The organism is Paractinoplanes abujensis, from assembly GCF_014204895.1.
In the GTDB taxonomy this organism is placed as follows: domain Bacteria; phylum Actinomycetota; class Actinomycetes; order Mycobacteriales; family Micromonosporaceae; genus Actinoplanes; species Actinoplanes abujensis.
This window is the reverse complement of sequence record NZ_JACHMF010000001.1, coordinates 4,422,823-4,447,244: the sequence shown is the minus strand read 5'-3', so window position 1 is coordinate 4,447,244 and position 24,422 is coordinate 4,422,823. Positions and strand designations below refer to the sequence as shown.

The following is a 24,422-nucleotide window of genomic DNA, read 5'->3' as shown; positions in this document are numbered from 1 at the left end:
TCGACTTGGACACCGGGGCCGAACGCCCGCTGCCCGGCTTCCCCTTGGCGTGGTCGCCGGACGGGCGCCGGCTGGTGACCGACGACGGGACGGTGCGGATCGTCGACGTGACCACCGGCGCCGCGACCGATCTGGCCACCGCGCCCGGCCAGACGTCCGCGGCCTGGTCGCCGGACGGCACCCGGCTGGCATACACGAACCAGGGCCGGTTGACGGTGGTCGGCGCCGGCCCCACGTCATTCGGTCTGGGCTTCGACGGGGTCCTGGTGGGCAAGGGCGCGTGGACGCCCGACGGCCGGGCCGTGGCCGTCCGCGAGCAGGACGACCGGCCGCCGCGCTGGTTCGACCCGGCCACCGGCCGCGAGGTGAGCGGCCCGGACCTGCCGGCGGTCGACGGCACGATCTATCGCAGCCAGTGGCTGGGCTGGCGACCGGACGGCAGCGCCCTGGTCTTCGTCCTCGGCGACGAGCCCCGGCTGCTGACCCTGACCCCCGGCGCGGACCGGCCGGGGCCCGCGATGGCCCTGCCCGGGCAGACCAACTACCTGGACCTGGCCGACGCCGCGATCGACTCGGGTGCCGTACGGGAAGGGAAGTCGCCGTTTCTCATCGGCCCCTGGTGGTGGCTCAGAGTGGGCGTCGGCGCGCTCGTCGTGCCGGCCGTCGCGCTGGTCGTGCGCCGGCTCAACGAGCGCGCCCGCACCCGCCGCGTCGTGACCATCCCGTGGGAGACCACGCACGGCCCGCTGGTCTGATCAGGCCGCCGTCCGCGCCTCGACCGCCCGGTGGATCAGCCCCGCCGTGGCCTGCACGATCGGCAGCAGGCGGGGCACGACCAGTTGCGACGTGGGCATGGTGATCGACACGGCGGCATAGATCTCCCCGTACGCGTCGACGACCGGCACGGCCAGCGAACTGTGCCCGACCAGCATCTCCTCCAGTTCGACGGAGTGCCCGCGTTTGCGCACCTCGGCCAGCTGCGCCCCGAGCGCCTCCAGCGTGGGCACGCTGCGCGTGGTCGGGCGCATCAGCTCGTGCCGGCTCAGCTCGGCCAGCGTGGCCCGCCCGTCGGGGCGCAGCGCCAGGAACAGCTTGCCCGAGGCCGAGCAGCTGGCCGGGAGCCGCCCGCCGACCTCGGAGTGGGTGAGCACGTTGGCCGCGCCCGCGATCTTCTCGAGGAACAGCACGTGGGTGCCGTCGGGGACGATCAGATGCACCGTGGCCCGGGTGGCCGCGTACAGGTCGACCAGGGCGGGCCGGGAGACGCGGCGCAGGATGGCCGCCACCGGCACCCGCTGGCCCAGCTCGAAGACCCGCAGGCCCAGCTGGTAGCTCTGGCCGACCCGTTCCAGCAGCCCCCACTGGACGAGTTCCTGGGCGAGCCGGTAGGCCGAGGCCTTCGGGACCCCCGAGCGGCGGCTGAGCTCGGTCAGCCGGAGCTGGACGGCGCCGGCGCCGAACGCGGCCAGCAGCAGCTGCGCCTTGCCCAGCACGGACTTCGGGGTGCCGGTCTCGTCATCGAGCTCGACGTCGGGCGGGATGCGGAAAGCTAGGTCGGTCACGGGCGGCTCCCTCCACGTCTGTGGATCTTGCCTTCCCGACGATAGCCCTGTGTCGCGTAGGGTTGCCGCTGCCGGGCAGACAGTAATTTCCGCCCGTTCGGGCCGGGTCCGGTGACCGGAACGCGCTGGTTGCTGTGGGATGCCGGGCCCGGCGACGCTCTTTTTTCAGCGGCGAACCCTGAGGAGTTGGCATGGAGCGTTTCCGTCCCGGCGCGGACTACCGGATGTTCGTGGGCGGCGACTGGGTGGCCGGTTCGAGCTCCTTCGAGGCCGTCGACCCCAGCCTGGGCAGCCCGTGGGCGGCCGTCGCGGACGGCACCGCGGCCGACGCCGAGGCCGCGGTCGAAGCGGCCCGCAAGGCGTTCCCGTCGTGGCGCAAGTCGTCGGTGGCGACCCGGCAGGCGCTGCTCAGCAAGATCGCCGAGCGGATCGAGGCCAACGCCGACCTGTTCGCACGGCTGCTGCCGACCGAGAACGGCCGTCCCGTACGGGAGGTGGCCATCGCCGACGTGCCGGCCAGCGCGGCGATCTACCGCTACTACGCCGGGATCGTGCGCTCGCACCGCGGCGACCAGATCCCCGTCGAGGACCCGCACAGCCTCGTCTACACCGTGCGCGAACCGCTCGGCGTGATCGCCGCCATCCTGCCCTGGAACTCCCCGCTGATCACCACCGCCAACAAGCTCGCGCCCGCGCTGGCCTGCGGCAACACCGTCGTGCTGAAGCCCAGCGAGTTCGCCTCGGCCAGCGTGCTCGAATTCGTGAAGCTGATCGCCGACCTGCTGCCCCCGGGTGTGCTCAACGTCGTCACCGGCGGGCCGGTCGTCGGGGCCACCCTGGCCGGGCACCCCGACGTGGCCAAAGTGACGCTGACCGGCGGCGGCCCGACCGCCCGCGCCGTGATGACGGCGACGGCCGCCGTGCTGACCCCGACGATCATGGAGCTGGGCGGCAAGAGCGCGATGATCGTGGCCGAGGACGCCGACCTGGACCGGGCCGTGGCCGACGCCGCCATGGGCATCTACCTGGCCAACGGCGAGGCCTGCATCGCGTCGTCGCGGCTGCTGCTGCACGCCTCGATCGCCGACGACTTCCTCTCCCGGTTCGCCGCGCTGGCCGCCTCGATCAAGGTGGGCGATGCGCTCGACCCCGCCACCCAGGTGGGGCCGTTGGTGTCGCGGCCGCACTTCGACCGGGTCTCCGGTGTTCTCTCCACCGCGCGCGACCAGGGTGTGCGCGTTCTCGCCGGCGACGAGGACCTTCTTCTGGAGCCCGCCAACAAGAACGGCTTCTTCCTGCGGCCGACCGTGCTGCACGACCCCACCGGCCAGGCCGACATCGTGACCAGCGAGGTGTTCGGGCCGGTGACCGTGGCCGAGACGTTCACCGACTACGACGAGGTGGTCGCCCGGGCCAACAGCACCCGCTACGGCCTGGCCGCCGGCGTGTGGACGACCGACCTGGCCCGCGCCCACACCGTCGCGGGCGCGCTGGAGGCCGGCATCGTGTGGGTCAACAAGTGGTTCGACCTGCCCGCGGGCGCGCCCATGGGCGGCGTCAAGGACAGCGGGTTCGGCCGTGAACTGTCCTGGGAGACGATGCTCGAATACAGCGCCCCCAAGACCGTCAACATCGACTTGGGCGCTCCCCGGTTCTCTCTCTGGGGCTAGCCTGATCATGTGCTGACCGGCCTGTTTCTTGCGGCCACGCTGGTCGCGGGCGGGGCGGCGCTGCTCCACGCGACAATGGTGTGCGGCGTGGCCGGCCTGGTCGCGCTGGGCGCGCTCGGCGTCCGGGCGAGGTCCTGGTGGTTGCGGGCAGGGTTGGTGCTGCTCGCCGGCGGCCTCGGGGCGCGGCTCGCCGATCAGCAGGCCCGCGACGCTTTCCAGCACGCCGGTACGGAGGAGTTGCTGGCCGCCATCCGTGACCCGCAGCCTCCGCTCTGGGCCATGGCGCAGGTCGCGCTGGTGGTGTGGGCCGGTCTCTGTCTCACCGTGTCCGTCACCCGCCTGCCCACCCCCTGGACACCCGCGCGGGCCGGGCTCGTCGCCGTGGCCGCGCTGCTGCTGCTCGCGGCGATCGTGCAGGCCGCCGACCCGGTCCGGGCGTTCTGGACCATGCCCACGTTCCCGGCCGGCCAGGCCGATGTCGCGATCGCGGTCCGGGTGGAGCCCATCCCTCGCTTCGACGCCGGCTTCGCCCTCGCCGTCCTGACCCCGCTGGCCGGGGCCGCCCTGCTGACCGCGGGGTGGCTAAGGAACTGATCATGGCGGCCGATGGAGCCGATATGGGGGTCGGGGACAGCGTCGGGGTGCTGTCGCCGTTCGTCGGAGGCACCTACTACGGCAGTCTCGTCGCGGGCACGGCCGCCGCGGCGGCCGCCCACGGCCGGCCCCTGATCGCCATCCAGACGCTGGACGCGGCGGCCGAACTCAGCGTCAGCGGCGGCAACCCGGCCTTCGACGCGCCCGTGGCCTGGGACCACATCGCCGGGTTCGTGGTGCTCGCCGACGCCGTCAATGTGGGCTACCTGCGCCGCCTGCACGAGGCCGGCAAACCGGTCGTGCTCGTCGGTCACACGGTCGCCGGGCTGCAGCGGCCCACCGTGCTGGCCGACAACGGCAACGGCGTCCGGGCCGCCGTCACCCACCTGATCCAGGAGCACGGCTGTGCCCGGATCGCGTTCACCGGCTTCCTGGCCTCGACCGACATCCGCGAACGGCACGAGGCGTACCTGGACGTGCTGCGCGAGCACGGCCTGACCCCGGGCCCGCTGCTGCCCGCGACCACCAACGTCGAGAACGGCATCGCCTGGACCGCCCGGGACTTCGTCCGCGACGGCAAACCGGACGCCCTGGTGGCCGCGACCGACCGCAACGCCATCGGCGCCCAGCGGGTGCTGGCCGCGGCCGGACTGGACTGCCCCGCCGACTACCTGATGACCGGTTTCGACAACCTCGACCTGGCCGCCTACGTACGCCCCGAACTGGCCAGCGCCGGCCAGCCGCTGGACGCGATGAGCCGCCTCGGGGTCGACCTGCTCGTGCGCGAACTGGGCGGGGAGAAAGTGCCGGCGGTCGCGCACCGGCTGCCGACCCGTTTCGTTCCCCGGACGTCCTGCGGTTGCACCGCCTTCGCGGAACGGCTGCCGCCCCTGACCGCCGGCAACCCGCGCCGCCGCCTGGCTCACCGGCTGGCCGCCATGGTCGTCTTCGGCACCGACGTCGACCCCGACGCGACCGCCACCGTCGTCGCCGACGCCCTCGAAGCCGGCTCGGCCGGGGCCGCCGCCGAGGCCCTGAACACGCTGCTCGCCACCAGCCCGACCCAGGAGACGCTGCGGGTGATCTGCCGCGCGGTCCAGGAGTACGCCGGGTCCGCCGCGGTCGACCCGCGCGACGTCCAGGACATCGTGATGTTCCTGGGCCGCTCCTACAACTGGCTGCAGCTGGGCGACCAGCTGCACCTGCGCTCACTGATCAGCGTCAACTACGACCTGAGCATGGTGCTGCTGCACCGCCGCGACGCCGACCCGCGCGACCCGGCCTGGCTGTCGCTGACCCCCGCCACCGCCGGTTCGATCGCGCTGCGGGACCGGGCCGGCGCCCTCGTCCGCACCCCCGGCTGGCGGCGGCACCACGGCCCGCCCATCCCGGCCGGCCCCACCACGGTCGAGGCCTTCCCGCCGGCCGAGCTCGTCGGCCCCGGCGATCCCGTCTTCGTCGTACGGGCCAAGGTCGGTGAGAGCGACCGCGGCTGGCTGGCCCTGGCCGACAAGGTCGAGAACCGGGTCGAGGACGGCCGGGAACTCGTCAACCAGTGCGCGGCCCTGCTCACCGTCGCCCTCGACCTGCGCGAACAGGAGGCCCAGCTGCTCTGGGCGGCCCAGTCGGACCGGCTCACCGGCCTGCCCAACCGCTCCTCGTTCACCGCCGCCCTGCCCCTGATGGTCGGCCACCCCGGCGCCGTGCTCTTCCTCGACCTCGACGGCTTCAAGAAAGTCAACGACACCCTGGGCCACCACGCCGGCGACGAACTGCTCATTCGCGTGGCCGACCGCCTCCGCCAATGCCTGCGTGAAGGCGACCTGGCCGCCCGCTTCGGCGGCGACGAATTCGTGGTCCTGCTGGCCGGCAGCGTGCCCGGCCCCGACCAGGACCGCCTGCTCGAACGCCTCCGGACCACGATCAGCGCCCCGTACCGCCTGGGCGACCGCACGGCCCGGATCGGCGTCAGCATCGGCGTGGCCGACTGTGCCACCGGCACCAGCGCCGACCAACTGCTCCGCGACGCCGACACATCGATGTACGCCGTCAAGGCCGCTCGCGGACGCACCCCGGTTCACCGATAATCAGGTGTGGCTCTCGTTCCCCAATCCGACCTGTCCCCGGCGACCTGGCTCACGACCGACGCGCGCCCCTGGCACGAGCAGGTGACCTTCGGCCCGGGCGGGCTGCCCGCGTACGCCCGGCTCCGGTTCATCCCCGACCCCGCGTACGCCGGGCAGAGCGAAACCGACGCCGACACCGACACCGACACCGACGAAGACGGGCCGTCGGAGACCGACCAGCTGCGCACGGTCCTCGAAACGCTGGCCCGCTACACGACCACCCCCGGCGACTGCTACTACTGCCTGTGGGAAGGGTGGGGCACCGACATCTGGGGCGACCACCGCATCGCCCCCGCCTTCCCGCCGGCCGTGCTGAACGGCCCCCGCGTGGAGCTCCCGCACCGCTCGTACTTCCTGTTCCGCGGCCCGCTGACCGACTTCGCCCAGTGGGGCGCGGCCGACATGTGGCCCGGCCAGCCCCGTTTCGGCATGCCGGACCCGGCGTTCATGTGGCCCGCCGACCACGCGTGGTGCATCGCCCGCGACGTCGACCCGCACTGGGCCGGCATCGGCGCCCCCACCACGGCGATCGCCGAGCTGATCGCCGACCCTCGCATCGACGTGGTCCCCGCCGACCCGGCCCAGCCCCAGCCCGCATACGGCTGAGGCCAGTACCGTCCCGGCGCCCCGCCGCTCACCACCCAGCTCAGCCGGCGGCAGCCTCCCGGCCGTGGGGTGTCGCCGACGCGGTACGGCACCGCCGGGCCCGGCCAGCGGGTCGTGACCGCCAAGGGGGCGTCGTCGAAGGCGGGCCCGGTGGGGCAGCCGGGCAAAGCCGGCGGCAGAGCAGCGTGGCGAACGTCCGCGCCTGCTCGTCGGTCAGCTGAATACATCGCGCCGAAGTCGACGTGCGCCGCGAGAGGGAGGACGGCCGGCCGGGCCTTGCCCAGCTCGGTTCGCAACTCGACGAGGCTGGTGTCAAAACCGGTTACCGGGAGCGGCGCAGCGGGATCGGGTTGTCGTCGGGGACCACCCGCCAGGCCCGGTCGGCCAGGGGTTCGAGAAGCTGGATGGCCGCCTTGTCCAGGTTGTCCCACGGGCCCGCGGCCAGCTGGTCGGTCAGTTGCTCGACCCAGTCGTAGGCGTCCCGGCCCTTGCCGGTGGCGGTGCCGTCCGGGGCGATCCAGCCGCGTTCCTCGAGGCGTCCGACGGCGGCCTGCCACTGCTCGTCGGTCCAGCCGCGGGCGGGCTGGGTGACCTCGCGCAGGCGGCCGCCGTCGAGGGCGGCTCGCCAGGCCAGCGACTCGCAGCCGTCGATCCCGGCCGTGAGCAGGGCGGCCACGTGGCCGTCGCCGCGGTGTTCGCGCAGGATGGTGGCGGCGTGCCAGAGCCGGCCGACCGGGTCCGCCGGCCAGGGCAGGTCGGCGTGGGCGGCGGCCAGCACCCGCCCGGGCATGTCGGCGGCGCGGGCGGCCTCGGTCAGCACGTCGGCGGCCTCGGCGATCGTCGCGGCGGGCAGGCCGGTGAAGAGATCGGTCAATGCGGCGGTGGCCCCGGACGTGCGGGCGGCCAGGGCCGCCTCCGGGGTGATCCGGGTCCAGACGTCGGGCAGCGCCCGCGCCACCATGACCGGCGCGAACCCGAAGAAGGCCGCCGTCACCGGGCCCGGCCCCACGGCGCCCAGGGCCGCGGCCCGTCCGGCGAAGTAGCGTCGCCAGAAGCCGGTCACCCCCGCCTGCTCGAAAGCCACCGCCCCCTGCGGAGCGAAGTAGACAACGGCGTGCAACGGCTCGAAGAGCGCCCACATCCGGCGCGCGACAGACATGCCCCTATCCCATCACGTGGCGGCCCGCCGGGCCGGGGGCCGTTGCGGCGGCGGTCAGCCCGCGGTGACCACGTGGTGCCGGCCCAGCGGCAGCATCAGCGGCTTGCCCGACGTCGGGTCCGTGATCACCTGGCTGTCCAAGCCGAACACCGCCCGCACGCAGTCTTCGGTCAGCACCGTCGCGGGTTCTCCGGCGGCGTGCAGCTTGCCACCGGCCAGGGCGATCAGGTGGTCCGCGTAGCGGGCGGCCATGTTCAGGTCGTGCAGCACCATCACGACCGTGGTGCCGCGGTCGCGGTTGAGGTCGGTCAGCAGGTCCAGCACTTCGACCTGGTGGCTGACGTCGAGGAACGTCGTCGGTTCGTCGAGCAGCAGCACGTCGGTCTGCTGGGCCAGGGCCATCGCGATCCACACGCGTTGTCGCTGGCCGCCGGAGAGTTCGTCGACGGAGCGGTCGGCCAGGTCGGCGGTGCGGGTGGCGTCGAGGGCGGCCGCCACGGCCACGTCGTCGTCGTGGCTCCAGCGGGACAGCAGGCGCTGGTGCGGGTTGCGGCCGCGGCCGACGAGGTCGCTGACGGTGATGCCTTCGGGCGCGATGGGGGATTGCGGGAGGAGCCCGAGCGTACGGGCGAGTTCCTTGGCCGGCATGCGGTGCACTTCGCGGCCGTCGAGCAGCACGTGTCCGTGGCGGGGGGCGAGCAGGCGCGACATCGAGCGCAGCAGGGTCGACTTGCCGCAGGCGTTGGCGCCCACGATCGCCGTGATCCGGCCGGGCGGCACGACGAGGTCGAGCGATGCGATGACCGTACGGTCGCCGTAGCCGAGCGACAGGGACGACACGGCCAGGGAATGGTCAGCGGTCACAGGGAGCCTCCCGCGCGGTTGGTGCGGATGAGCAGGTAGACGAGGTAGGGCGCGCCCAGCACGCCGGTGATGACGCCGACCGGGTAGCGGATGTCGAACGCGTACTGCCCGATCAGGTCGGCCACCAGCACCAGCAGCGCGCCGACCAGACCGGCCGGCACGAGCAGGGAGCCGGCCGGGCCGATGATGCGGGCCGCGATGGGGCCGGACAGGAAGGCCACGAACGCGATCGGGCCGGTGGCCGCGGTGGCGAACGCGAGCAGGCCGACGGCGGCCACGATCACCAGGATCCGGGTTCTTTCCAGCCGTACGCCGAGGGCCGCGGCGGTGTCGTCGCCGAGCTGGAGCATGATCAGATTGCGGGCCTGCGCGAGCAGCACCGGCCCCAGCACGAGCAGCGCGATCAGCACCGGCACCGTCTCGTCCCAGGTGGCGCCGTTGAGGCTGCCGGTCAGCCACCGTACGGCCTGCTGCAGGTCCCACTGGGCGGCCTGGCTGAGCACGTACGCGGTGGCGCTGTCCAGCATGGCGGCGATGCCGATGCCGATCAGGATGAGCCGGGTGCCCACCACCCCGTCGCGGAACGACAGCACGTAGACGATGATCGCCACGCCGAGCCCGGCCGCGATGGCGAACGCGGACACGCCGGTCTCGCTCAGGCCGAGGATGACGATGGCGAACGCGGCCGCGGCGCTCGCGCCGGAGGTGATGCCGATGACGTCGGGGCTGGCCAGTGGGTTGCGCAGCATGGTCTGGAACGTCACGCCGCCCAGGCCGAAGCAGAACCCGGCCAGCGCGGCCAGCGTGGCCCGGGGCAGCCGCAGCTCGCCGACCGTGAACGAGGCGCCGGGCACGGTCTCGCCGGCGATCACGCGGAACACGTCGGACAGCGGGTAGAAGGTCTCGCCGACCATGAGGCTGAGCGTGTAGAGAGCGACGATGAGCGCGACCAGGACGCCGATGATGAGAGCACGGCGGCGCGAGCGGCGAACCCGGCTGTGGATGACGGCGGGCAATGTCACAGCTCGCGCACCTTCTGCCGGCGGACGATGGAGATGAAGAACGGGGCGCCGATCAGCGCCGTGATGATGCCGACGTCGATCTCCTGCGGCCGCGCCACCACCCGGCCCACCACGTCGGCCGCGATCAGCAGGGCCGCGCCGGTGACCGCCGAGAACGGCAGCAGCCAGCGGTGGTCGAGCCCGATCAGCAGGCGGCACAGGTGCGGCACGACCAGCCCGACGAAGGCGATGGGCCCGGCCACCGCGGTCGACGCGCCGCACAGCAGCACCGCGCCCAGCGCCGCCACGGCCCGGGCCAGGGCCACGCGTTCGCCCAGCCCGGCCGCGAGGTCGTCGCCGAGCGCGAGCGAGTTGAGCGACCTGGCCGAGAGCAGCGCGATCGCGAAGCCGGCGAGCAGGAACGGCCCGGCCTGGCGCAGGCTGTCGTAGGAGGCGCCGCCGACCCCGCCGATCTGCCACGACTGGAACCCGGTGGCGATGTCGCTCCGGGGCAGCACGAACGCGCTGATCAGGGAGGCCAGGGCGGCCGAGATGGCCGCGCCGGCCAGGGCCAGCTTGAGCGGGGTGGCGCCGCCGCGGCCGAGCGAGCCCACGGCGTACACGAAGATCGCCGTGACCGCTGCCCCCGCGATGGCCACCCAGATGTAGGAGGTGGCCGAGCTGAGGCCGAACGTCACGATGCCGGTGACGACGGCCAGCGAGGCGCCCATGTTCACGCCGAGGATGCCCGGGTCGGCCAGGGGGTTGCGGGTGACGCCCTGCATGACCGCGCCGGCCAGGCCGAGCGCGGCCCCGACGACGAGCGCCAGCAGCGTACGGGGAAGGCGTTTGACCACGGCGGCCTGGCCCAGGTTGTCGTCGCCGCCCTGCACGCCGGCGACGATGTCGGACCACGGCACGATGCGCGAGCCGAACGCGACCGACGCCACCAGGAGCAGGGCCAGCACGACCAGCGCGGCCAGGAGCCAGAGCGTGCGCACCCGTGCCGGGCGCCGCCGGACGGCGGGACCCGGCACGGGACGGTTGCCGAGCTGCGTCATGACACCTTGTCGGCGGCGGTCGCGAGCAGGTTGACGTAGTCGTCGAGCACGAACGGGATGGCCAGCACCGTCGGGTTGGCCGCGGTGGCGAGCGGGGTGCTGCCGACGAGCTGCACCACCGAGCCGCGCTTGACCGCCGGGATCTTCGACAGCAGCGGGTCGGCCTGCAGCTTGGCCAGCTGGTCCTCGGTGTCGGAGTACATCACGATCACGTCCACGTCGTCGAACGCCTGGATCTGCTCGGAGCTCTTGTCGAGCGTGAACGCCTCGGTGCCGGCCGAGTCCTTCTCCACCACGTCGGCGATCGTGAGACCGAGGTCGCTGAAGAACTGGGTACGGGTGTCGTGGCTCGTGTAGTAGCCGATCTTGCTGAGGTCGGTCGGGTCGATGTGCGTCACGAACATCGTCTGCTTGCCCGCGAGCTGCGGCTTGGTGGCGGCCGCGTCCTTCATGGCCTTCTCGGTGCTTGCGATCAGCGCGTCGCCCTCGGCCGCGAGGCCCAGGGCCTGGCTGCTCAGCTTCACGATGTCGCGCCACGGGGTGGCCCAGGGCGCGTCCGGGTACGCCACCACCGGCGCGATCTTGCTGAGGGTGTCGTAGTCCTGCTGGGTCAGGCCCGAGTAGGTGGCCAGGATGACGTCCGGCTTCGTGTCGGCGACCGCCTCGAACGCGATGCCGTCGGTCTCGTCGAACATGACCGGGGTCTGGCCGCCGAGCTCCTTGATCTTGTCGCCGACCCAGGGCAGCATGCCGTCGCCGTCGTCGTCGCCGAAGTTGGCCTTGGCCATGCCGACCGGCACGATGCCCAGCGCCAGCGGCACCTCGTGGTTCTCCCACTGCACGGTGGCGACCCGCTCGGGCTTCTTCTCGATCGTGGTCGTGCCGAGCTTGTGCTTGATGGTGATCGGGAACTGCGCGGCGGCGGAGCTGCCACCGGCCGCGGGGGTCTCGTCGGACTCGTCGGCGCCACCGCAGGCGGTGAGAGCCAGGGCGGCGGCAGCGGCGACGGCCGCGGCCAGCAAACGGGGGGCGCGCATGCGCGGACTCCTTCAATAAGGGATGCCTAACCTAACAGCGCCCCGGAACCGGAGTCAGTCGCCGAAATACGAAAAGGGCGCAGGTCACGGCGGAGAGAGGGGCCCGCGCGCGGCTCGCAGCGGTCTGCTAGTCGAAGAAGGTCCAGTTGCCCTCCGAGACGACCTCGACGGTGTCGCCGACAATCTTGATGGCGGTGTCGTCGTCCATCGCGTACGACGGGCCGGGGAGCGAGGCGGCCCACTTCTCGGCGGCGCCCATGTGGTTCTCGGGCAGGCCGGGGTGGCCGAGGTGCGGAAAGATCGAGAAGTCGACGATCCCGAGTGTGCTGTCGTCGCCGGTGGGCGGGCGCCAGCCGACGAAGTCCTCGCCGATCCGCGGCGCCATGATCATGCTGCCGGCGCTCAGGCCCACCCAGACCGTGTCGTCCAGCGCGGGCAGCAGGGCGGCCAGCCCCGACTCGCGCACCCAATGGTGCAGGAACAGCGGGTCGCCGCCGTTGACCAGCAGCACGTCGGCCGCGCGGACGGCCGGCGTCCAGAGTTCCGGATCGAGGCTGGGCAGGACGCTCAGCTCGAGCACGCCCACGGACTTCCAGCCCAGTTCGGTCATGGGGCACTCGTTCTGCGGCCCGCCGGCGATGAAGGTCCAGGCCCGGTTGATGCCGCCCGGGTTGGCGTAGCCCGCGGTCGGGATGCACAGGGCGGTCGCCTCGCCGATCGGCTTGCCCAGCAGGTCGAGCAGGGCGTCGTGGATGCTCTTGTTCCGGACGCCGCCGGAGGTGAGCAGAAGCTTCATGCGCGTCTCCAACTGATTGCAGAATGAAACCAGGTGGGACGACGGTAGCAGCACCGGTTGCGAAGTACTATCGGTCGCGATGGACGAGGAGACGCACCGGTCGGGCTGCCCGATCAACCTGGCCGTCGAGGTGCTGGGCGACCGGTGGTCGCTGGTCGTGCTGCGGGACATGATGTTCGGCAACCGGCACTACTTCCGCGAGCTGCTCACCGGCTCGCAGGAGGGGATCGCCTCCAACATCCTGGCCGACCGGCTGCGCCGGCTGGTCGCGCACGGCTTGCTGTGGCGCACGGACGACGAGACCCACAAGCAGAAGATTCGGTACAGCCTGACCGAGGCCGGCGTGCAGCTCGTGCCGGTGATGGCCGCCCTCGGCTCGTGGGGCCGCCGGCACATGCCGGCCGGCCATGAGCTTTCCGTCCGGGCCGAGCTGCTCGAACGCGGCGGCCCCGAGCTGTGGGACCGCTTCATGGACGAGCTGCGCGAACAACACCTGGGCGTGGCGCGGCCACCGGGCACCCCGTCGGTCTTCGCCGAACTGCAAGCGGCGTACGAGGCGGCGGTGGCCGCACACAGTCAGACCAGGCGGTAGACCGAGACCGTGGCCTGCAGCTCGGCCGCCGTCCGGGCCAGGCTGGCCGCGGTCTGCTGCGTGTCCGAGGCGCCCGAGGTGACGTGCGCGGCGGCCTCGGAGACGCCCGCGATCGTGTCGGCGATGCTGGTCGAGCCCATGGCGGCCTCGTTGACGCTGCGCGAGATCTCGGCCGTGGTGGCGGTCTGCTCCTCGACGGCGGCCGCGATCGTCGTGGTGTAGTCGTTGATGGTCCCGATGACCTCGCCGATCTGCTGGATCGCGATGACCGCGGCGTTGCTCTCGGCCTGGATCGCGCCGACCTGGGTGGTGATCTCCTGGGTGGCCCGGGCGGTCTCCTGGGCCAGATCCTTGACCTCGCTGGCCACCACGGCGAAGCCCTTGCCGGCCTCACCGGCCCGCGCGGCCTCGATGGTGGCGTTGAGCGCGAGCAGGTTGGTCTGCTCGGCGATCGAGGTGATCAGCGCGACGACCGAGCCGATCTGCCCGGACGCTGCGACGAGGCGGGCCACGCTGGCGTTGGTGCTCTCGGCGGCACGGGCCGCGTCGGCCGCGACCCCGGCCGCCTCGTTGGCGTTGTTGGAGATCTCGCGGATCGACACGCCCATCTCCTCGGCGCCCGCGGACACCGTGGTGACGCTGGCCGAGACCATGGAGGCCGACTCCGACACCGTGGACACCTGGGCCGACGTCTCCTCGGCGGACGCCGACAGCTCCGACGACACGGCCGACAGCTCCTCGGAGGCCGAGGCCAGCAGCGTCGAGCTGTTCTGGATGCGCTCGACCATCTCGCCCATGGCGACGGCGGTGCGGTTCAGCGTCTCCGACATGTGGCCGACCTCGTCGTCGCTCTCCACCTCGACGCGGGCGGTGAGGTCGCCCTGGGCGATGCGCTCGAGCGCGTCGACGTTACGGCCCAGCGGCTTGACGATCATGCGGGCGATCGCGTACGCCAGGGCCAGGCCGATCAGCAGGCTGCCCGCGAGCAGGCCGATCACCAGCGTCCGGGTGGACTCGTAGGTCGACTGGGCGCGCGCTGCCTGCTCGGCGCCGGCCGCGACGGTCATGTCGGACAGTGCAGTCAGGTCGGTGCGGACGTCGGCCATCTCCTTGGCCAGCGTGCCGTCGCGCAACGTGTTGAGCTGGGCCTGAGCGTTGCGCTCGGACAGCGGCAGCACCTGACCGGAGACGATCTCGGTGAACTCGGCCCAGTTCTTGTCGAAGCCGGCCGCCGTGGCCAGCGCGGCCGCACCCACCGGATAGGCCTGGAACTCTTTGGAGTACTTCACGACCTCGACCTCGGCCTTGGCGATGGCCGCCTCGGCGGTGGCGCGCTCGGTGTCGTTGCCGGAGAGCATGTGAGCGTCCACGGCGAGCCAGGTGCGGTTGACGGCGGCGCGCAGGTTGCCGATGCTGTTCAGCTCCTGGTTCTGCGTGAAGCCGTGCCGGACCTGATCATTGGTCTCGCTGAGGCTGCTCAGCGCGTACAGGCCGTTGCCCACGCCGAGAACGGAGACCACGCCGACGGCGGCCATGATCTTGGTGCCGACGCGCCGGTCGGTGAGCAGGCGCTTGATACGTGGGCTCACTGGCATCTCCGTGGTGCGGTCGCGGTTCGAGCGGTCGGCCGCAAGATCGGCGGCTGCCGGCCCGGCCATCAGGAACCCTGCGGTTGCGAGAACGTTGCGATACTGGCTTTCGCCGAAGCTCTGGGAGGGGGCGCCGTGACTCGTGAGCCGCAGCGCGCGACGCTGGCCGTCGTCGCGCGGGAGGCCGGGGTGTCCGTGCCGACCGTCTCCAAGGTGGTCAACGGCCGCACCGACGTGGCCGCGGAGACCCGCCGCCGCATCGAGGCGCTGCTGGTGCGGCACGGCTACGTCGCGCGCGGCCTGGGCGGCGCGCAGCCGGAGACCCGTACGGTGGAAGTGGTCTTCGATGCCATGCGCACGCCCAACAACCTCGACATCCTGTTCGGCGCGCTGGAGGTCGCGGACGCCGGCGGGGTCGAGGTCGTGGTGGGCACCGTCCCGGAGGACCCGCTGGGCGCGGCCTGGGCCCGGCGGATGGCCACGGCCCGCCGGGAGGGCCTGATCCTGGTCACCTCCGAGATCAACAGCCGGCAGTGGCGGCAGTTCGCCGAGCAGCGGATCCCGGTGGTGACGATCGATCCGATCAACCTGCCCGGTCCCGACGTGCCCAGTGTGGGCGCCACCAACTTCAACGGCGGCATGGCGGCCACCGAGCACCTGCTCGACCTGGGGCACCGGCGGATCGGCTTCATCGAGGGCCCGGCGGGCGCGATGGTGGCGATCGCCCGCCTGCACGGCTATCACGCCGCCCTGGCCCAGCGCGGCCTGACCAGCGACCCTGCGCTGATGGCGGAAGGGCCGTTCACCTTCGAGGCCGGCTTCGCGGCGGCGCTCGAGCTGCTCGGGCGTACGCCCCGGCCCACCGCGCTGTTCGCCTCCAACGACGGGCAGGCGCTGGGCGCGATAGAGGCGGCCCGCACGCTCGGCCTGCGGGTGCCCGAGGACGTCAGCGTGGTGGGCTTCGACGACATCACCGCGGCCCAGTGGTCGGCGCCGCCGCTGACCACCGTGCGCCAGCCGTTCGCCGAGATGGGCCGGGTCGCCCTGCGCCGCCTGCTCCGGCTGGTCGCGGGGGAGGAACTGGCCTCGCCCCGGGTCGAGCTGGCCACGCAGCTGATCGTCCGGAAGTCGACCGCGGCCGCTGATCCTGGGCTATAAGAATGCGACGGGCCCCGGAGTCCTCGAAAACTTTCGACATCTTGACATGATGTTTTCGCAATCTAACGTTGAGGCCGGCCCGCTTCCGCCCCTCGTCGAAAGGCTTGCGCTGATGACCTCCGAGTTCCATGTGGCGACCACCGGCTCCGACACCGCCGCAGGGTCGAAGGACCAGCCCTTCCGTACGATCAACCGCGCGGCCGCCGTCGCGCAGGCGGGCGACACCGTGATCGTGCACGCGGGGGAGTACCGCGAGTGGGTCAAGCCCCGGCGCGGCGGGCTCAGCGACGCGCGCCGCATCACCTACCAGGCCGCCGAGGGCGAGCACGTCGTCATCAAGGGCTCCGAGCGCATCACCGGCTGGGTGCAGGAATCGGGAACGGTGTGGCGGGCCGAGGTGCCCAACTCGCTGTTCGGCGACTTCAACCCGTACGCGGAAGAGGTCGGCGGCGACTGGATCGTCTATCCGGAGGGTGCCGCGCACAAGCACCTGGGCGACGTCTACCTCAACGGCTTGAGCTTCTACGAGGCCGACTCGCCGGAAGCCGTCGCCGCCCCCGAGGCCCGTACGGAGGTCGTCGACAACTGGACCAGGACGACCGATCGGGTCCGCAACGTCGAGCAGACGAAGCTCGTGTGGCACGCGTCGGTCGGCGCGGACACGACCACGATCCGGGCCAACTTCCAAGGCGCCGACCCCAACGCCGAGCTGGTCGAGATCAACGTACGCCGGTCGGTCTTCTACCCCCTCGTGCCGCACCTCGACTACATCACCGTGCGCGGCTTCGAGCTCGCCCAGGCCGCCACGCCGTGGACGCCGCCGACCGCCGACCAGCCCGGCCTCATCGGGCCCAACTGGTCGAAGGGCTGGATCATCGAGGACAACGTCATCCACGACGCCAAGACCTCGGCCGTCTCGATCGGCAAGGAGGCCTCGACCGGCCACAACTACGCCACCGAGCGCGGTGACAAGCCGGGCTACCAATATCAGTTGGAGTCGGTCTTCTCGGCGCTGCAGATCGGGTGGGACAAGGAGCACATCGGCTCGCACGTGATCCGCCGCAACACCATCTTCGACTGCGGGCAGAACGGCATCGTCGGTCACCTGGGCTGCGTGTTCTCCACCATCGAGGACAACCACATCTACAACATCGCCCTCAAGCGCGAGTTCTACGGCTACGAGATCGGCGGCATCAAGCTGCACGCGGCGATCGACGTGGAGATCCGGCACAACCGCATCCACGACTGCTCGCTCGGCACCTGGCTGGACTGGCAGACGCAGGGCACCCGGATCTCGCGCAACGTCTTCTACAACAACAGCCGCGACATCTTCATCGAGGTCTCCCACGGGCCCTACCTGGTCGAGCACAACGTCTTCGCCTCGCCCGCCGCGATCGAGCTGTTCAGCCAGGGCGGCGCTTTCGTCAGCAACCTGATCGGCGGCACCGTCCGCGTCGAGGCCGTCATGGACCGGGCCACCCCGTACCACCGCCCGCACAGCACCCAGGTCGCCGGCTACGCGTACATCCGGGCCGGCGACGACCGCTGGGTCAGCAACCTGTTCGTCGGCGGTGACCCCGCCCGCGCGTACGGGCCCGGCGCCGAAGGCGAAGCCCCGGCGCTTCCGGGCACCTCGGCCTACGACGGCTACCCGTCCTCGTTCGAGGCCTACATCGAGCGCATCCAGTCCCAGCCGCCGGGCGACCACCAGCGCTACCTCGACGTGGTGCAGGCCGTCTACGCCCGGGGCAACGTCTACACGGCGGGCGCCCGCCCCTTCGACGGCGAGACCGACCCGCTCGTCACGGCCACGGCGACGGCCACCGTGACCGACGAGGGCGACGGCGTCTACCTGGTGACCGACCTGCCCCCGGAGTTCGACGACGCCCGCCTGGCCCCCGTCACGGGCCGCGACCTGGAACGGGTCCGCTTCGCCGACGCCGAGTTCGAGGAGCGCGACGGCACCCCCGCGATCATCGACGTCGACCTGCTGGGCGCGCGGAAGGCCGCCGACGGCCGGTTCACCGCGGGCCCGATCGCCACCCTGACGTCCGGCGAGTCCCGCACCCGCATCTGGTAGCCCGGGTCTACACGTCCTGGGTCCAGACGCCCGGGACGTGCTCGCCCGGCTCCAGCCACAGGTGGGGCTGGGCGAGGCTGCCGTTCTCCCACGGGAACGTGCCGTCGCGGTCCGGCCAGACCACTTCGAGGAACGGGATCGGCGGGCGGCGGTAGAACCAGATGCCGTGGCCGAAGAACGCCTTGTACCAGCCCGGCTGAACGGTCCGCAGCCGGACGGGATAGCCGTTGACGACGTCGTCGTGCGACTGGCCGTCGGCCAGGCCGTCGCGTTTGCCCAGGATGTTGAGGCAGGACTGCATGACGGCGAGGTCCCTGAGCCCGAACATGGCCAGCTCCGGCTCGCCCCGGCTGTGCCAGCGGCCGATCGTGTAGGCCCAGCCGGGGCCCTTGTCGTCGGCGGGCACACCGGTGACGCTCCACTCGAACGTCTCGACGTTGCCGAGCACACCCCGGTCGGCGGCGTCGTACTCGTCGCGGTCGCCGTAGTCGTGGCAGATGACGCAGCGGCAGATCCGCGAAGATTCGTACACGGGCCGAGCGTAAAGGGTCACCGCCGGGCGTCGTGGACCGGTGCTGCCATGGTCGAGGGCCGCCCGCTGCCGCCGGAGCAGACCGGGCCTTGCGGTCGGCGGCCCCCACCCGTACGGGTCAGCGCACGTCAGTCGCGGGGCAGCGCGCCCACCGTCGTCATCGTGACGGCGAGGTGCAGCGCCTCGTGCAGGGTGGCCCGCATGGCGGCCAGCTCCGGTTCGGCCTCGTAGACCGCGAGCACGCTCGGTGGCGCCGGAAGGTAGGCCGCCAGCGCGCCCGCCAGCACCAGCACCTGCAGGCAGTACGCCCGGGCGCTGTCGCCGAGCTCGGGCAGGTGCTTGCGGATCAGCGTGGTCGCGACGGCCAGGCTGTCGAGCGATTCCCGTTTGTGCTGCCGGACCACCTCGTACGAGACGTTCTGCTCCAGGACGCTGCCCTGCGCGTTGAACAGGCCGCACAGCACCGGCCGGTCGGCCAGGGAGCGGCTGAGGACGCCGGTCAGCAGGCGGGCCCGATCGGCGGCGGGCAGACGCGGGTCGACACCGGCCTCCAGCTCCTCGGCCAGCGCGGTCAGCCATTCCCGGATGAACCGGTTGAGCAGCTCGAGCAGCACCGCCTCGCGCGTCTCGAAATATCGCAGCACGTTCGACTTGGCCAGGCCGACGCGACGGCTCAGCTCGTTGAGGCTGATCTCGGCCACGGGCATCTCGTCGAGCATCGCCGCGGCGGTGTCCAGGATCGCGCGGCGGCGGATCTCCCGCTGCTCCTCGCTCCGGGCTCGTTGGAACGTCACGGTCGGATCCTACATTACGAACCACCGGTCTCTTGACATCAGACCGGCGGTCTCTTAGCGTTGGCGCAGTAAAAGACCGGCGGTACTTTAGAGGAGAGCGACATGAGCGAGAACTGGACCGAACGGAACATCCCCAGCCAGCGGGGGCGGGTCGCGGTGGTGACCGGCGCCAACACCGGGCTGGGCTACGAGACCGCCCGGGCGCTGGCCGAGCACGGAGCGACGGTGGTCATGGCCGTGCGCGACGTGGAGAAAGGCAAGCAGGCCGCGAACCGGATCGCCGGCGACGTGACCGTGCAGGAACTCGACCTGAGCTCGCTGGACTCGGTGCGCGCCGCCGCCGCCACGCTGCACGTCACCCACCCGCGCATCGACCTGCTGATCAACAACGCGGGTGTCATGTACACCCCGAAGCTGACCACCCGCGACGGCTTCGAGCTGCAGTTCGGCACCAACCACCTCGGCCACTTCGCGCTCACCGGCCTGCTGCTCGACCTGATCCTGCCCGTCCCCGGCGCGCGGGTGGTGACGGTCAGCAGCACCGGCCACCGCATCCAGGCCGCGATCCACTTCGACGACCTGCAGTGGGAGCGGTCGTACAGCCGGGCCGGCGCTTACGGGCAGTCCAAACTGGCCAACCTGATGTTCACGTACGAGCTGCAACGCCGCCTCGCGGCCCGCGGCACCACCCCGATCGCGGTCGCCGCGCACCCCGGCACGGCGAACACCGAGCTGGCCCGCAACACCCCCGCCTGGCTCCGCCTGCCGCTGGGCCTGCTCGCGCCGCTGCTCACCCAGCCACCCGCGATGGGCGCCCTGCCGACGCTGCGCGCCGCCACCGGCCCCGAGGTGCTCGGCGCTCAGTACTACGGCCCCGACGGCCGCGCCGAGGCACGCGGCTACCCGCGCCTCGTCGCCTCCAGCCCCGCCTCCCACGACACCGACGTCCAGCGACGCCTGTGGTCAGTCTCCGAAACCCTCACCGGCGTGACGTTCCCCGTCTGAGCGGCCCGGGCCGTCCACGCCGGCCATCGCCCGCCCGGCCCGCAACAGCAGCCGGGCGGTGTGGAGCAGCAGCAGAGCGAGCACCACCTCCAGGCCCAGGCCGGTGCCGACGCCCAGGGCCTCACCCAGCGAGAAGTCGGCGAAATGCGTCACGTGATAGGCGAAATGCGTGGCCGCGTAGACCAGATAGCCGGTCAGCGCGGCCAGGGCCACCCTGGTGTCGACCAGCCAGGCGGCGATCGCCAGCGTCGCGGCCAGGGCCAGCCCGAGCCCACCGACGTCGGTCAGAAGGTGCTCGTTGTACGGCGGGTCGAGCTTCACGGTCGGAAAGTCGTCGAAGAACGAGCGCGGCAGGAAGTACTGCCAGAGCGAGACAAACGTCTGCAGGGCGGCCAGCGTGTACAGGCCACCCCGCAACCACCGGCGGGCCGATTCGAGGTTCATGCCACAGTGACAGCCGGCCACGCCAGTTTGTGACAGCCCGGGTGGGCGCCGGCCGGACGGTTCGCGCGAGCCGGGAGTCGTGGGAGTCGTGCGGCAGGGCCGGCGGTCGGGGCGGGCGTAGGGTCGCTGGTACTGACCGACGCCGCGATCCTGGAGTTCCTCAAGTGAACGTCATCGACGACCCCGATGTGCTGGAGAGCCTCAGCCACGACGACGCGGAGTGGGCCCCGTACGGGCGGCCGGTCGGCGCGGTGCGCCCGCTGACCACGGCGGACGTGCAGGAGGTGGTGGCCCACTGCGCCGAGCGGGGCATCCCGATCGTGCCGCGTGGCGCCGGCACCGGGTTGTCGGGCGGGGCCAACGCGGTCGACGGGGCGATGATCCTCGACCTGTCGAAGATGAACCGGATCGTGGAGATCGACACCGAGAACCTGACCGCCACCGTGCAGCCGGGGGTGATCAACGACGATCTGAAGAAGGCCGTCGCCGCGCACGGGTTGTGGTATCCGCCCGACCCGGCCAGCGCGCCCTGGTCGACGATCGGCGGCAACGTGTCGACCAACGCGGGCGGCCTGTGCTGCCTCAAGTACGGCGTGACCCGTGACTACGTGCTCGGGCTGGAAGCCGTCGTGGGCGGGCCCGCCGGGGCGTACGGGACGGTGGTCAAGCTCGGCCGGCGGACCACCAAAGGCGTCGCGGGCTACGACCTGGCCGGTCTCTTCACCGGCTCGGAGGGCACGTTCGGGGTGATCACCGAGATCACCGTACGGCTGCGGCCCGCCCGCAAGGAGGCGCCGCGCACCGTGGTCGGCGCGTTCGGCAGCGTGGTGGCGGCGGGGGAGGCGGTCGCCGCGATCACCCGGGCCGGGTTGGTGCCGGCCGCGCTGGAGCTGCTCGACCGCACCTGTCTGCGGGCCGTCGAGGAGTGGAAGCACCTGGGTCTGGAGGCCGACGCCGCGGCGCTGCTGCTGGCCCAGCTCGACACCCCGGGCGACGAGGAGGCCACCGCGGTGGCCGAGGTGTTCCGGGCCGCGGGGGCGCTGTGGGCCGAGCAGTCCACCGACGAGGTCGAGGCGGAAGCGCTGTTCGCCGCGCGCCGCCTGGCCTACCCGGCCCTGGAGCGGTTGAGCCCGGTGCTGACCGAGGACATCTGTGTGCCCCGCTCGAAGGTGCCGCGGATGCTCGCGTCGATCGAGGAGATCGCGGCCCGGCACGGTTCGACGATCGCCACCATCGCGCACGCCGGCGACGGCAACCTGCACCCGCTGATCCTGGCCCCGGCCGGTGACGAACAGGCCAAGCGGGCCGCGCAGGCCGCCTTCGAGGACATGCTGAGCGCCGCCATCGCGCTCGGCGGCACGGTCACCGGCGAGCACGGTGTCGGCCTGCTCAAGCGGGCCGGCATGCGGCAGGAGCTGTCGCCCGCGGTGCTGGCCATGCAGGTCGCCGTGAAGCAGACGCTCGACCCGTTGAATCTGTTCAATCCGGGAAAGGTTATCGGCTGACCCGTACGGGGTAGCGTCGCCGCGTGCTCAGTCTGCTGCTCGCGGTCTCGGTCGGGGTCGCCGTCCTGGTCTGCACGAGCGTCGCCCGGCAGTTCCGGATCGCGCCGCCCGCGCTGCTGCTCCTGGCCGGGGTGCTGCTCGGCTTCATTCCGGCGCTGCGGTCGGCGCACCTGCCGCCCGAGGCCGTGCTGCTGCTGTTCCTGCCGGTGCTGCTCTACTGGGAGAGCTTCACGTCGTCGCTGCGCGAGATCCGCACCAACCTGCGCGCGATCCTGCTGCTCAGCACGGTGCTGGTGGCCGCCACGGCCGCCGTCGCCGCGACCGCCGCGCATCTGCTGGGCATGCCGTGGGGTCCGGCCTGGGTGCTGGGCGCGGCCGTCGCGCCGACCGACGCCACCGCCGTCGGGGTGCTGGGCCGCTCGCTGCCCCGCCGGATCGCCACCACGCTGCGGGCCGAGAGCCTGGTCAACGACGGCACGGCGCTGGTCATCTACGCGCTCGCGGTCGGTGTCACCCTGGGCGAGGAACACGTCGGGCTGGCCAGTGTGTCCGGCCGGTTCGTGCTGGCCTACGTGGGCGGCATCGCGATCGGGTTCGCGCTGGCCTGGCTCAGCGTGCAGGCCCGCAAGCGGCTCGACGACCCCTTCCAGCACAACATCGTCGCGCTGGCCACGCCCCTGGCCGCGTATCTGGTCGCCGAGGAGGCCGGGGCCTCGGGGGTGCTGGCCGTGGTGGTCAGCGGCCTGTGGGTGAGCCGGGCCTCGCCCCGCCTGTTCACGGCCGACGCCCGGCAGTACGTGCAGACCGTGATGGCCTTCCTGACCGCGCTGGCCAACGCGGCGCTGTTCGTGCTGGTCGGCCTGGAAGTGCAAGCCGCCGTACGGGATCTGAGCACGGTCGGCCTGGCGCAGGCGCTCGTGGCCGTGGTCGCGGTGTCGGCGGCGGTCATCGGGGTGCGCTTCGCCTGGCTGTTCACCAGCCCGTACGTGATCCGCCTGATCGACCGCAGGCCCCGGCAACGCGAGCTGCGGCTGGGCGCCCGGCCCCGTACGGTCGTGGCCTCGGCCGGTTTCCGGGGCGCGGTCTCGCTGGCCGCCGCGCTGGCCGTGCCGGAGAGCCTGCCCGGCCGCGACGTGATCGTCTTCGTGACCGCCGGGGTGATCGCGGTGACGCTGGTCGTGCAGGCGCCGCTGCTGCCGCGGATCGTGCGCTGGGCCCGGCTGGCCGACGACGGCGAGGCCGAGCGGGAACGGCACCGGGCCGAGATCACCGCGGGCGAGGAGGCCATGGCCGCGCTGCCCGAGCTGGCGGGTGAGGTCGGCGCGGACCGCGAGGTGGCCGACGAGTTGCGGCACGAGTTCAGCCGGCGGCTGGGCATCCTGCGCTCCGACGGGCCCGACAACGGCGACGGCGCGCGCCGCCGCGAGGAGCAGGACCGGCGGCTGCGGCTGGCCGCGATCGCGCACAAGCACGCCACCGTCGTCCGGCTGCGCGACGAGGGCGTCATCGACGACGAGGTGCTGCAGAGCATCCAGACCACGCTGGACTTCGAGGAGGTCCAGCTGCGCCACCACACCTTCGGCAGCATCAGTCCCGGTGATGACACTCGCCGGTGAACACGCGGGCCAGCTCGCCGGCCAGCGCGGCCCGGGCGGCGTCGGCGGTCATGGTCGCGGGCTCGGTGTAGGCGTGCAGTTTGAGCCCGTCGAGCACGGCCAGCGTACGGGCGGCCTCGGCCTGTTCGTCGGTGCTGGCCGGGACCTCGCCGCACTCCTTGCCGTTGCGGATCGCCCGGGCCAGCGTCGCCCGCAGGTGGGCGTTGCCCCGGCCGAGCGCCTCCGCGACCCGCGGGTTGTCCACCGCGCGCCCGGTGAAGGCCAGCTCGACCCGGCACTCGCGGCGGCGGCGGTCGTCCAGCGGCAGCAGCTCGGTCAGCGCGCCCAGCAGGATCTGCTCGATGCGCGCGCCGGCCTGGTCGGCCCGCTCGGCGTCGGCCAGCACCCGGCGCTCGGTGCGCTCGCGGACGTGCGTGAAGGCGTGCAGCAGCATGTCGTCCTTGCTGGGGAAGTAGTGCTGCACCAGCCCGACCGAGATGCCCGCGGCGGCCGCGGTCTTGGCCACGGTGACGGCGTCGTAGCCCTCGGACGCGACTAGACGCTCGACCGCCTCGGCCACTTGCTGCCGGCGGGCGTCGTGATCAGCGGTGCGTGCCATTGCATAACCATATCGCGATACGGTATACCTCGA

Annotated in this window: 23 protein-coding genes; 11 read left to right on the top strand and 12 right to left on the bottom strand. The window is 72.3% G+C overall.

The features are described 5' to 3' along the window. Nucleotides 1-5 precede the first annotated feature (5 nt). Nucleotides 6-755 (top strand): WD40 repeat domain-containing protein, encoded by a 750-nt coding sequence (locus BKA14_RS43265; protein ID WP_221478686.1) that lies wholly within the window; start codon nucleotides 6-8, stop codon nucleotides 753-755. Here the strand turns inward: BKA14_RS43265 and BKA14_RS19950 are convergent, their stop codons facing one another. After that, nucleotides 756-1,562 carry an IclR family transcriptional regulator gene (locus tag BKA14_RS19950; RefSeq protein WP_184952441.1) on the bottom strand — a complete coding sequence of 269 codons (807 nt, stop codon included), beginning with the start codon at nucleotides 1,560-1,562 and terminating at the stop codon, nucleotides 756-758. It lies immediately after the preceding gene. Between the two features lie 191 nt (nucleotides 1,563-1,753). On the opposite strand from BKA14_RS19950, the gene BKA14_RS19945 reads away from it, so the two are divergent. From BKA14_RS19945 to BKA14_RS19930, 4 genes are read left to right on the top strand one after another with little or no spacing between them, the layout of a single operon-like run. Next, the gene (locus BKA14_RS19945) at nucleotides 1,754-3,232 is read left to right on the top strand and encodes an aldehyde dehydrogenase family protein (protein WP_184952440.1); all 1,479 of its coding nucleotides are present in this window, start codon (nucleotides 1,754-1,756) and stop codon (nucleotides 3,230-3,232) included. 9 nt (nucleotides 3,233-3,241) lie between these two features. Next, nucleotides 3,242-3,826: a hypothetical protein gene (locus tag BKA14_RS19940; protein ID WP_184952439.1), complete on the top strand. Its 585-nt coding sequence runs from the start codon at nucleotides 3,242-3,244 to the stop codon at nucleotides 3,824-3,826. A 2-nt stretch (nucleotides 3,827-3,828) separates the two neighbouring features. Beyond that, complete coding sequence (locus BKA14_RS45145; RefSeq protein ID WP_184952438.1) at nucleotides 3,829-5,913, top strand: substrate-binding and GGDEF domain-containing protein; 2,085 nt, start codon at nucleotides 3,829-3,831, stop codon at nucleotides 5,911-5,913. Between the two features lie 6 nt (nucleotides 5,914-5,919). Continuing rightward, complete coding sequence (locus BKA14_RS19930) at nucleotides 5,920-6,558, top strand: hypothetical protein (RefSeq protein ID WP_184952437.1); 639 nt, start codon at nucleotides 5,920-5,922, stop codon at nucleotides 6,556-6,558. A 322-nt stretch (nucleotides 6,559-6,880) separates the two neighbouring features. On the opposite strand, the gene BKA14_RS19925 is transcribed toward BKA14_RS19930, so the two are convergent. The 6 genes from BKA14_RS19925 to BKA14_RS19900 form a co-directional block, all read right to left on the bottom strand. Then, nucleotides 6,881-7,717 carry an SCO6745 family protein gene (locus tag BKA14_RS19925; RefSeq protein WP_184952436.1) on the bottom strand — a complete coding sequence of 279 codons (837 nt, stop codon included), beginning with the start codon at nucleotides 7,715-7,717 and terminating at the stop codon, nucleotides 6,881-6,883. Nucleotides 7,718-7,771: 54 nt separating this feature from the next. Further along, nucleotides 7,772-8,581, bottom strand: coding sequence for an ABC transporter ATP-binding protein (locus tag BKA14_RS19920; protein ID WP_184952435.1), 810 nt, complete (start codon nucleotides 8,579-8,581; stop codon nucleotides 7,772-7,774). Next, a complete protein-coding gene (locus BKA14_RS19915; protein ID WP_184952434.1) occupies nucleotides 8,578-9,603 on the bottom strand; it encodes a FecCD family ABC transporter permease in 1,026 nt (341 codons plus the stop codon). Before BKA14_RS19915 ends, BKA14_RS19920 begins: the two co-directional genes overlap by 4 nt. Next, nucleotides 9,600-10,643, bottom strand: coding sequence for a FecCD family ABC transporter permease (locus BKA14_RS19910; RefSeq protein ID WP_184952433.1), 1,044 nt, complete (start codon nucleotides 10,641-10,643; stop codon nucleotides 9,600-9,602). The genes BKA14_RS19915 and BKA14_RS19910 overlap by 4 nt, the downstream gene beginning before the upstream one ends. Next, entirely contained in the window at nucleotides 10,640-11,680 is a 1,041-nt protein-coding gene (locus tag BKA14_RS19905) for an iron-siderophore ABC transporter substrate-binding protein (RefSeq protein ID WP_184952432.1), read from the bottom strand. The genes BKA14_RS19910 and BKA14_RS19905 overlap by 4 nt, the downstream gene beginning before the upstream one ends. Before the next feature lie 127 nt (nucleotides 11,681-11,807). After that, nucleotides 11,808-12,476: a Type 1 glutamine amidotransferase-like domain-containing protein gene (locus BKA14_RS19900; RefSeq protein ID WP_184952431.1), complete on the bottom strand. Its 669-nt coding sequence runs from the start codon at nucleotides 12,474-12,476 to the stop codon at nucleotides 11,808-11,810. A 79-nt stretch (nucleotides 12,477-12,555) separates the two neighbouring features. Here BKA14_RS19900 and BKA14_RS19895 point away from each other — a divergent pair, with 79 nt between their 5' ends. After that, nucleotides 12,556-13,068, top strand: coding sequence for a winged helix-turn-helix transcriptional regulator (locus BKA14_RS19895; protein WP_184952430.1), 513 nt, complete (start codon nucleotides 12,556-12,558; stop codon nucleotides 13,066-13,068). Here the strand turns inward: BKA14_RS19895 and BKA14_RS19890 are convergent. Beyond that, complete coding sequence (locus BKA14_RS19890) at nucleotides 13,053-14,657, bottom strand: methyl-accepting chemotaxis protein (RefSeq protein WP_239092986.1); 1,605 nt, start codon at nucleotides 14,655-14,657, stop codon at nucleotides 13,053-13,055. The genes BKA14_RS19895 and BKA14_RS19890 overlap by 16 nt on opposite strands. Before the next feature lie 135 nt (nucleotides 14,658-14,792). Here BKA14_RS19890 and BKA14_RS19885 point away from each other — a divergent pair, with 135 nt between their 5' ends. Both BKA14_RS19885 and BKA14_RS19880 read left to right on the top strand, forming a co-directional pair. After that, entirely contained in the window at nucleotides 14,793-15,815 is a 1,023-nt protein-coding gene (locus tag BKA14_RS19885) for a LacI family DNA-binding transcriptional regulator (RefSeq protein ID WP_184952429.1), read from the top strand. A gap of 112 nt (nucleotides 15,816-15,927) precedes the next feature. Beyond that, the gene (locus BKA14_RS19880) at nucleotides 15,928-17,895 is read left to right on the top strand and encodes a right-handed parallel beta-helix repeat-containing protein (protein WP_184952428.1); all 1,968 of its coding nucleotides are present in this window, start codon (nucleotides 15,928-15,930) and stop codon (nucleotides 17,893-17,895) included. Nucleotides 17,896-17,902: 7 nt separating this feature from the next. Here BKA14_RS19880 and BKA14_RS19875 read toward each other — a convergent pair whose 3' ends face one another. Together BKA14_RS19875 and BKA14_RS19870 are read right to left on the bottom strand one after the other, a co-directional pair. Then, complete coding sequence (locus tag BKA14_RS19875; RefSeq protein WP_184952427.1) at nucleotides 17,903-18,427, bottom strand: DUF4262 domain-containing protein; 525 nt, start codon at nucleotides 18,425-18,427, stop codon at nucleotides 17,903-17,905. A gap of 128 nt (nucleotides 18,428-18,555) precedes the next feature. Further along, the gene (locus BKA14_RS19870) at nucleotides 18,556-19,221 is read right to left on the bottom strand and encodes a TetR/AcrR family transcriptional regulator (RefSeq protein ID WP_184952426.1); all 666 of its coding nucleotides are present in this window, start codon (nucleotides 19,219-19,221) and stop codon (nucleotides 18,556-18,558) included. Nucleotides 19,222-19,323: 102 nt separating this feature from the next. Between BKA14_RS19870 and BKA14_RS19865 the strand changes: the two genes are divergently transcribed. Further along, nucleotides 19,324-20,226 carry an SDR family NAD(P)-dependent oxidoreductase gene (locus tag BKA14_RS19865; RefSeq protein WP_184952425.1) on the top strand — a complete coding sequence of 301 codons (903 nt, stop codon included), beginning with the start codon at nucleotides 19,324-19,326 and terminating at the stop codon, nucleotides 20,224-20,226. On the opposite strand, the gene BKA14_RS19860 is transcribed toward BKA14_RS19865, so the two are convergent. Beyond that, nucleotides 20,185-20,670: a hypothetical protein gene (locus BKA14_RS19860; RefSeq protein ID WP_184952424.1), complete on the bottom strand. Its 486-nt coding sequence runs from the start codon at nucleotides 20,668-20,670 to the stop codon at nucleotides 20,185-20,187. The genes BKA14_RS19865 and BKA14_RS19860 overlap by 42 nt on opposite strands. A gap of 164 nt (nucleotides 20,671-20,834) precedes the next feature. Between BKA14_RS19860 and BKA14_RS19855 the strand changes: the two genes are divergently transcribed. Beyond that, nucleotides 20,835-22,175 (top strand): FAD-binding oxidoreductase, encoded by a 1,341-nt coding sequence (locus BKA14_RS19855; protein WP_184952423.1) that lies wholly within the window; start codon nucleotides 20,835-20,837, stop codon nucleotides 22,173-22,175. Between the two features lie 23 nt (nucleotides 22,176-22,198). Then, complete coding sequence (locus BKA14_RS19850) at nucleotides 22,199-23,791, top strand: Na+/H+ antiporter (protein WP_184952422.1); 1,593 nt, start codon at nucleotides 22,199-22,201, stop codon at nucleotides 23,789-23,791. Here BKA14_RS19850 and BKA14_RS19845 read toward each other — a convergent pair. Beyond that, nucleotides 23,763-24,389, bottom strand: coding sequence for a TetR/AcrR family transcriptional regulator (locus BKA14_RS19845; protein WP_184952421.1), 627 nt, complete (start codon nucleotides 24,387-24,389; stop codon nucleotides 23,763-23,765). The genes BKA14_RS19850 and BKA14_RS19845 overlap by 29 nt on opposite strands. Between the last annotated feature and the right edge of the window lie 33 nt (nucleotides 24,390-24,422).

Excerpts from the sequence above, each read along its gene's own strand:
- BKA14_RS19945 (WP_184952440.1), top strand. The coding sequence starts at position 1,754 with ATGGAGCGTTTCCGTCCCGGCGCGGACTACCGGATGTTCGTGGGCGGC.
- BKA14_RS45145 (WP_184952438.1), top strand. The coding sequence starts at position 3,829 with ATGGCGGCCGATGGAGCCGATATGGGGGTCGGGGACAGCGTCGGGGTG.
- BKA14_RS19925 (WP_184952436.1), bottom strand. The coding sequence starts at position 7,717 with ATGTCTGTCGCGCGCCGGATGTGGGCGCTCTTCGAGCCGTTGCACGCC.
- BKA14_RS19910 (WP_184952433.1), bottom strand. The coding sequence starts at position 10,643 with ATGACGCAGCTCGGCAACCGTCCCGTGCCGGGTCCCGCCGTCCGGCGG.
- BKA14_RS19905 (WP_184952432.1), bottom strand. The coding sequence starts at position 11,680 with ATGCGCGCCCCCCGTTTGCTGGCCGCGGCCGTCGCCGCTGCCGCCGCC.
- BKA14_RS19900 (WP_184952431.1), bottom strand. The coding sequence starts at position 12,476 with ATGAAGCTTCTGCTCACCTCCGGCGGCGTCCGGAACAAGAGCATCCAC.
- BKA14_RS19895 (WP_184952430.1), top strand. The coding sequence starts at position 12,556 with ATGGACGAGGAGACGCACCGGTCGGGCTGCCCGATCAACCTGGCCGTC.
- BKA14_RS19880 (WP_184952428.1), top strand. The coding sequence starts at position 15,928 with ATGACCTCCGAGTTCCATGTGGCGACCACCGGCTCCGACACCGCCGCA.
- BKA14_RS19865 (WP_184952425.1), top strand. The coding sequence starts at position 19,324 with ATGAGCGAGAACTGGACCGAACGGAACATCCCCAGCCAGCGGGGGCGG.
- BKA14_RS19860 (WP_184952424.1), bottom strand. The coding sequence starts at position 20,670 with ATGAACCTCGAATCGGCCCGCCGGTGGTTGCGGGGTGGCCTGTACACG.
- BKA14_RS19845 (WP_184952421.1), bottom strand. The coding sequence starts at position 24,389 with ATGGCACGCACCGCTGATCACGACGCCCGCCGGCAGCAAGTGGCCGAG.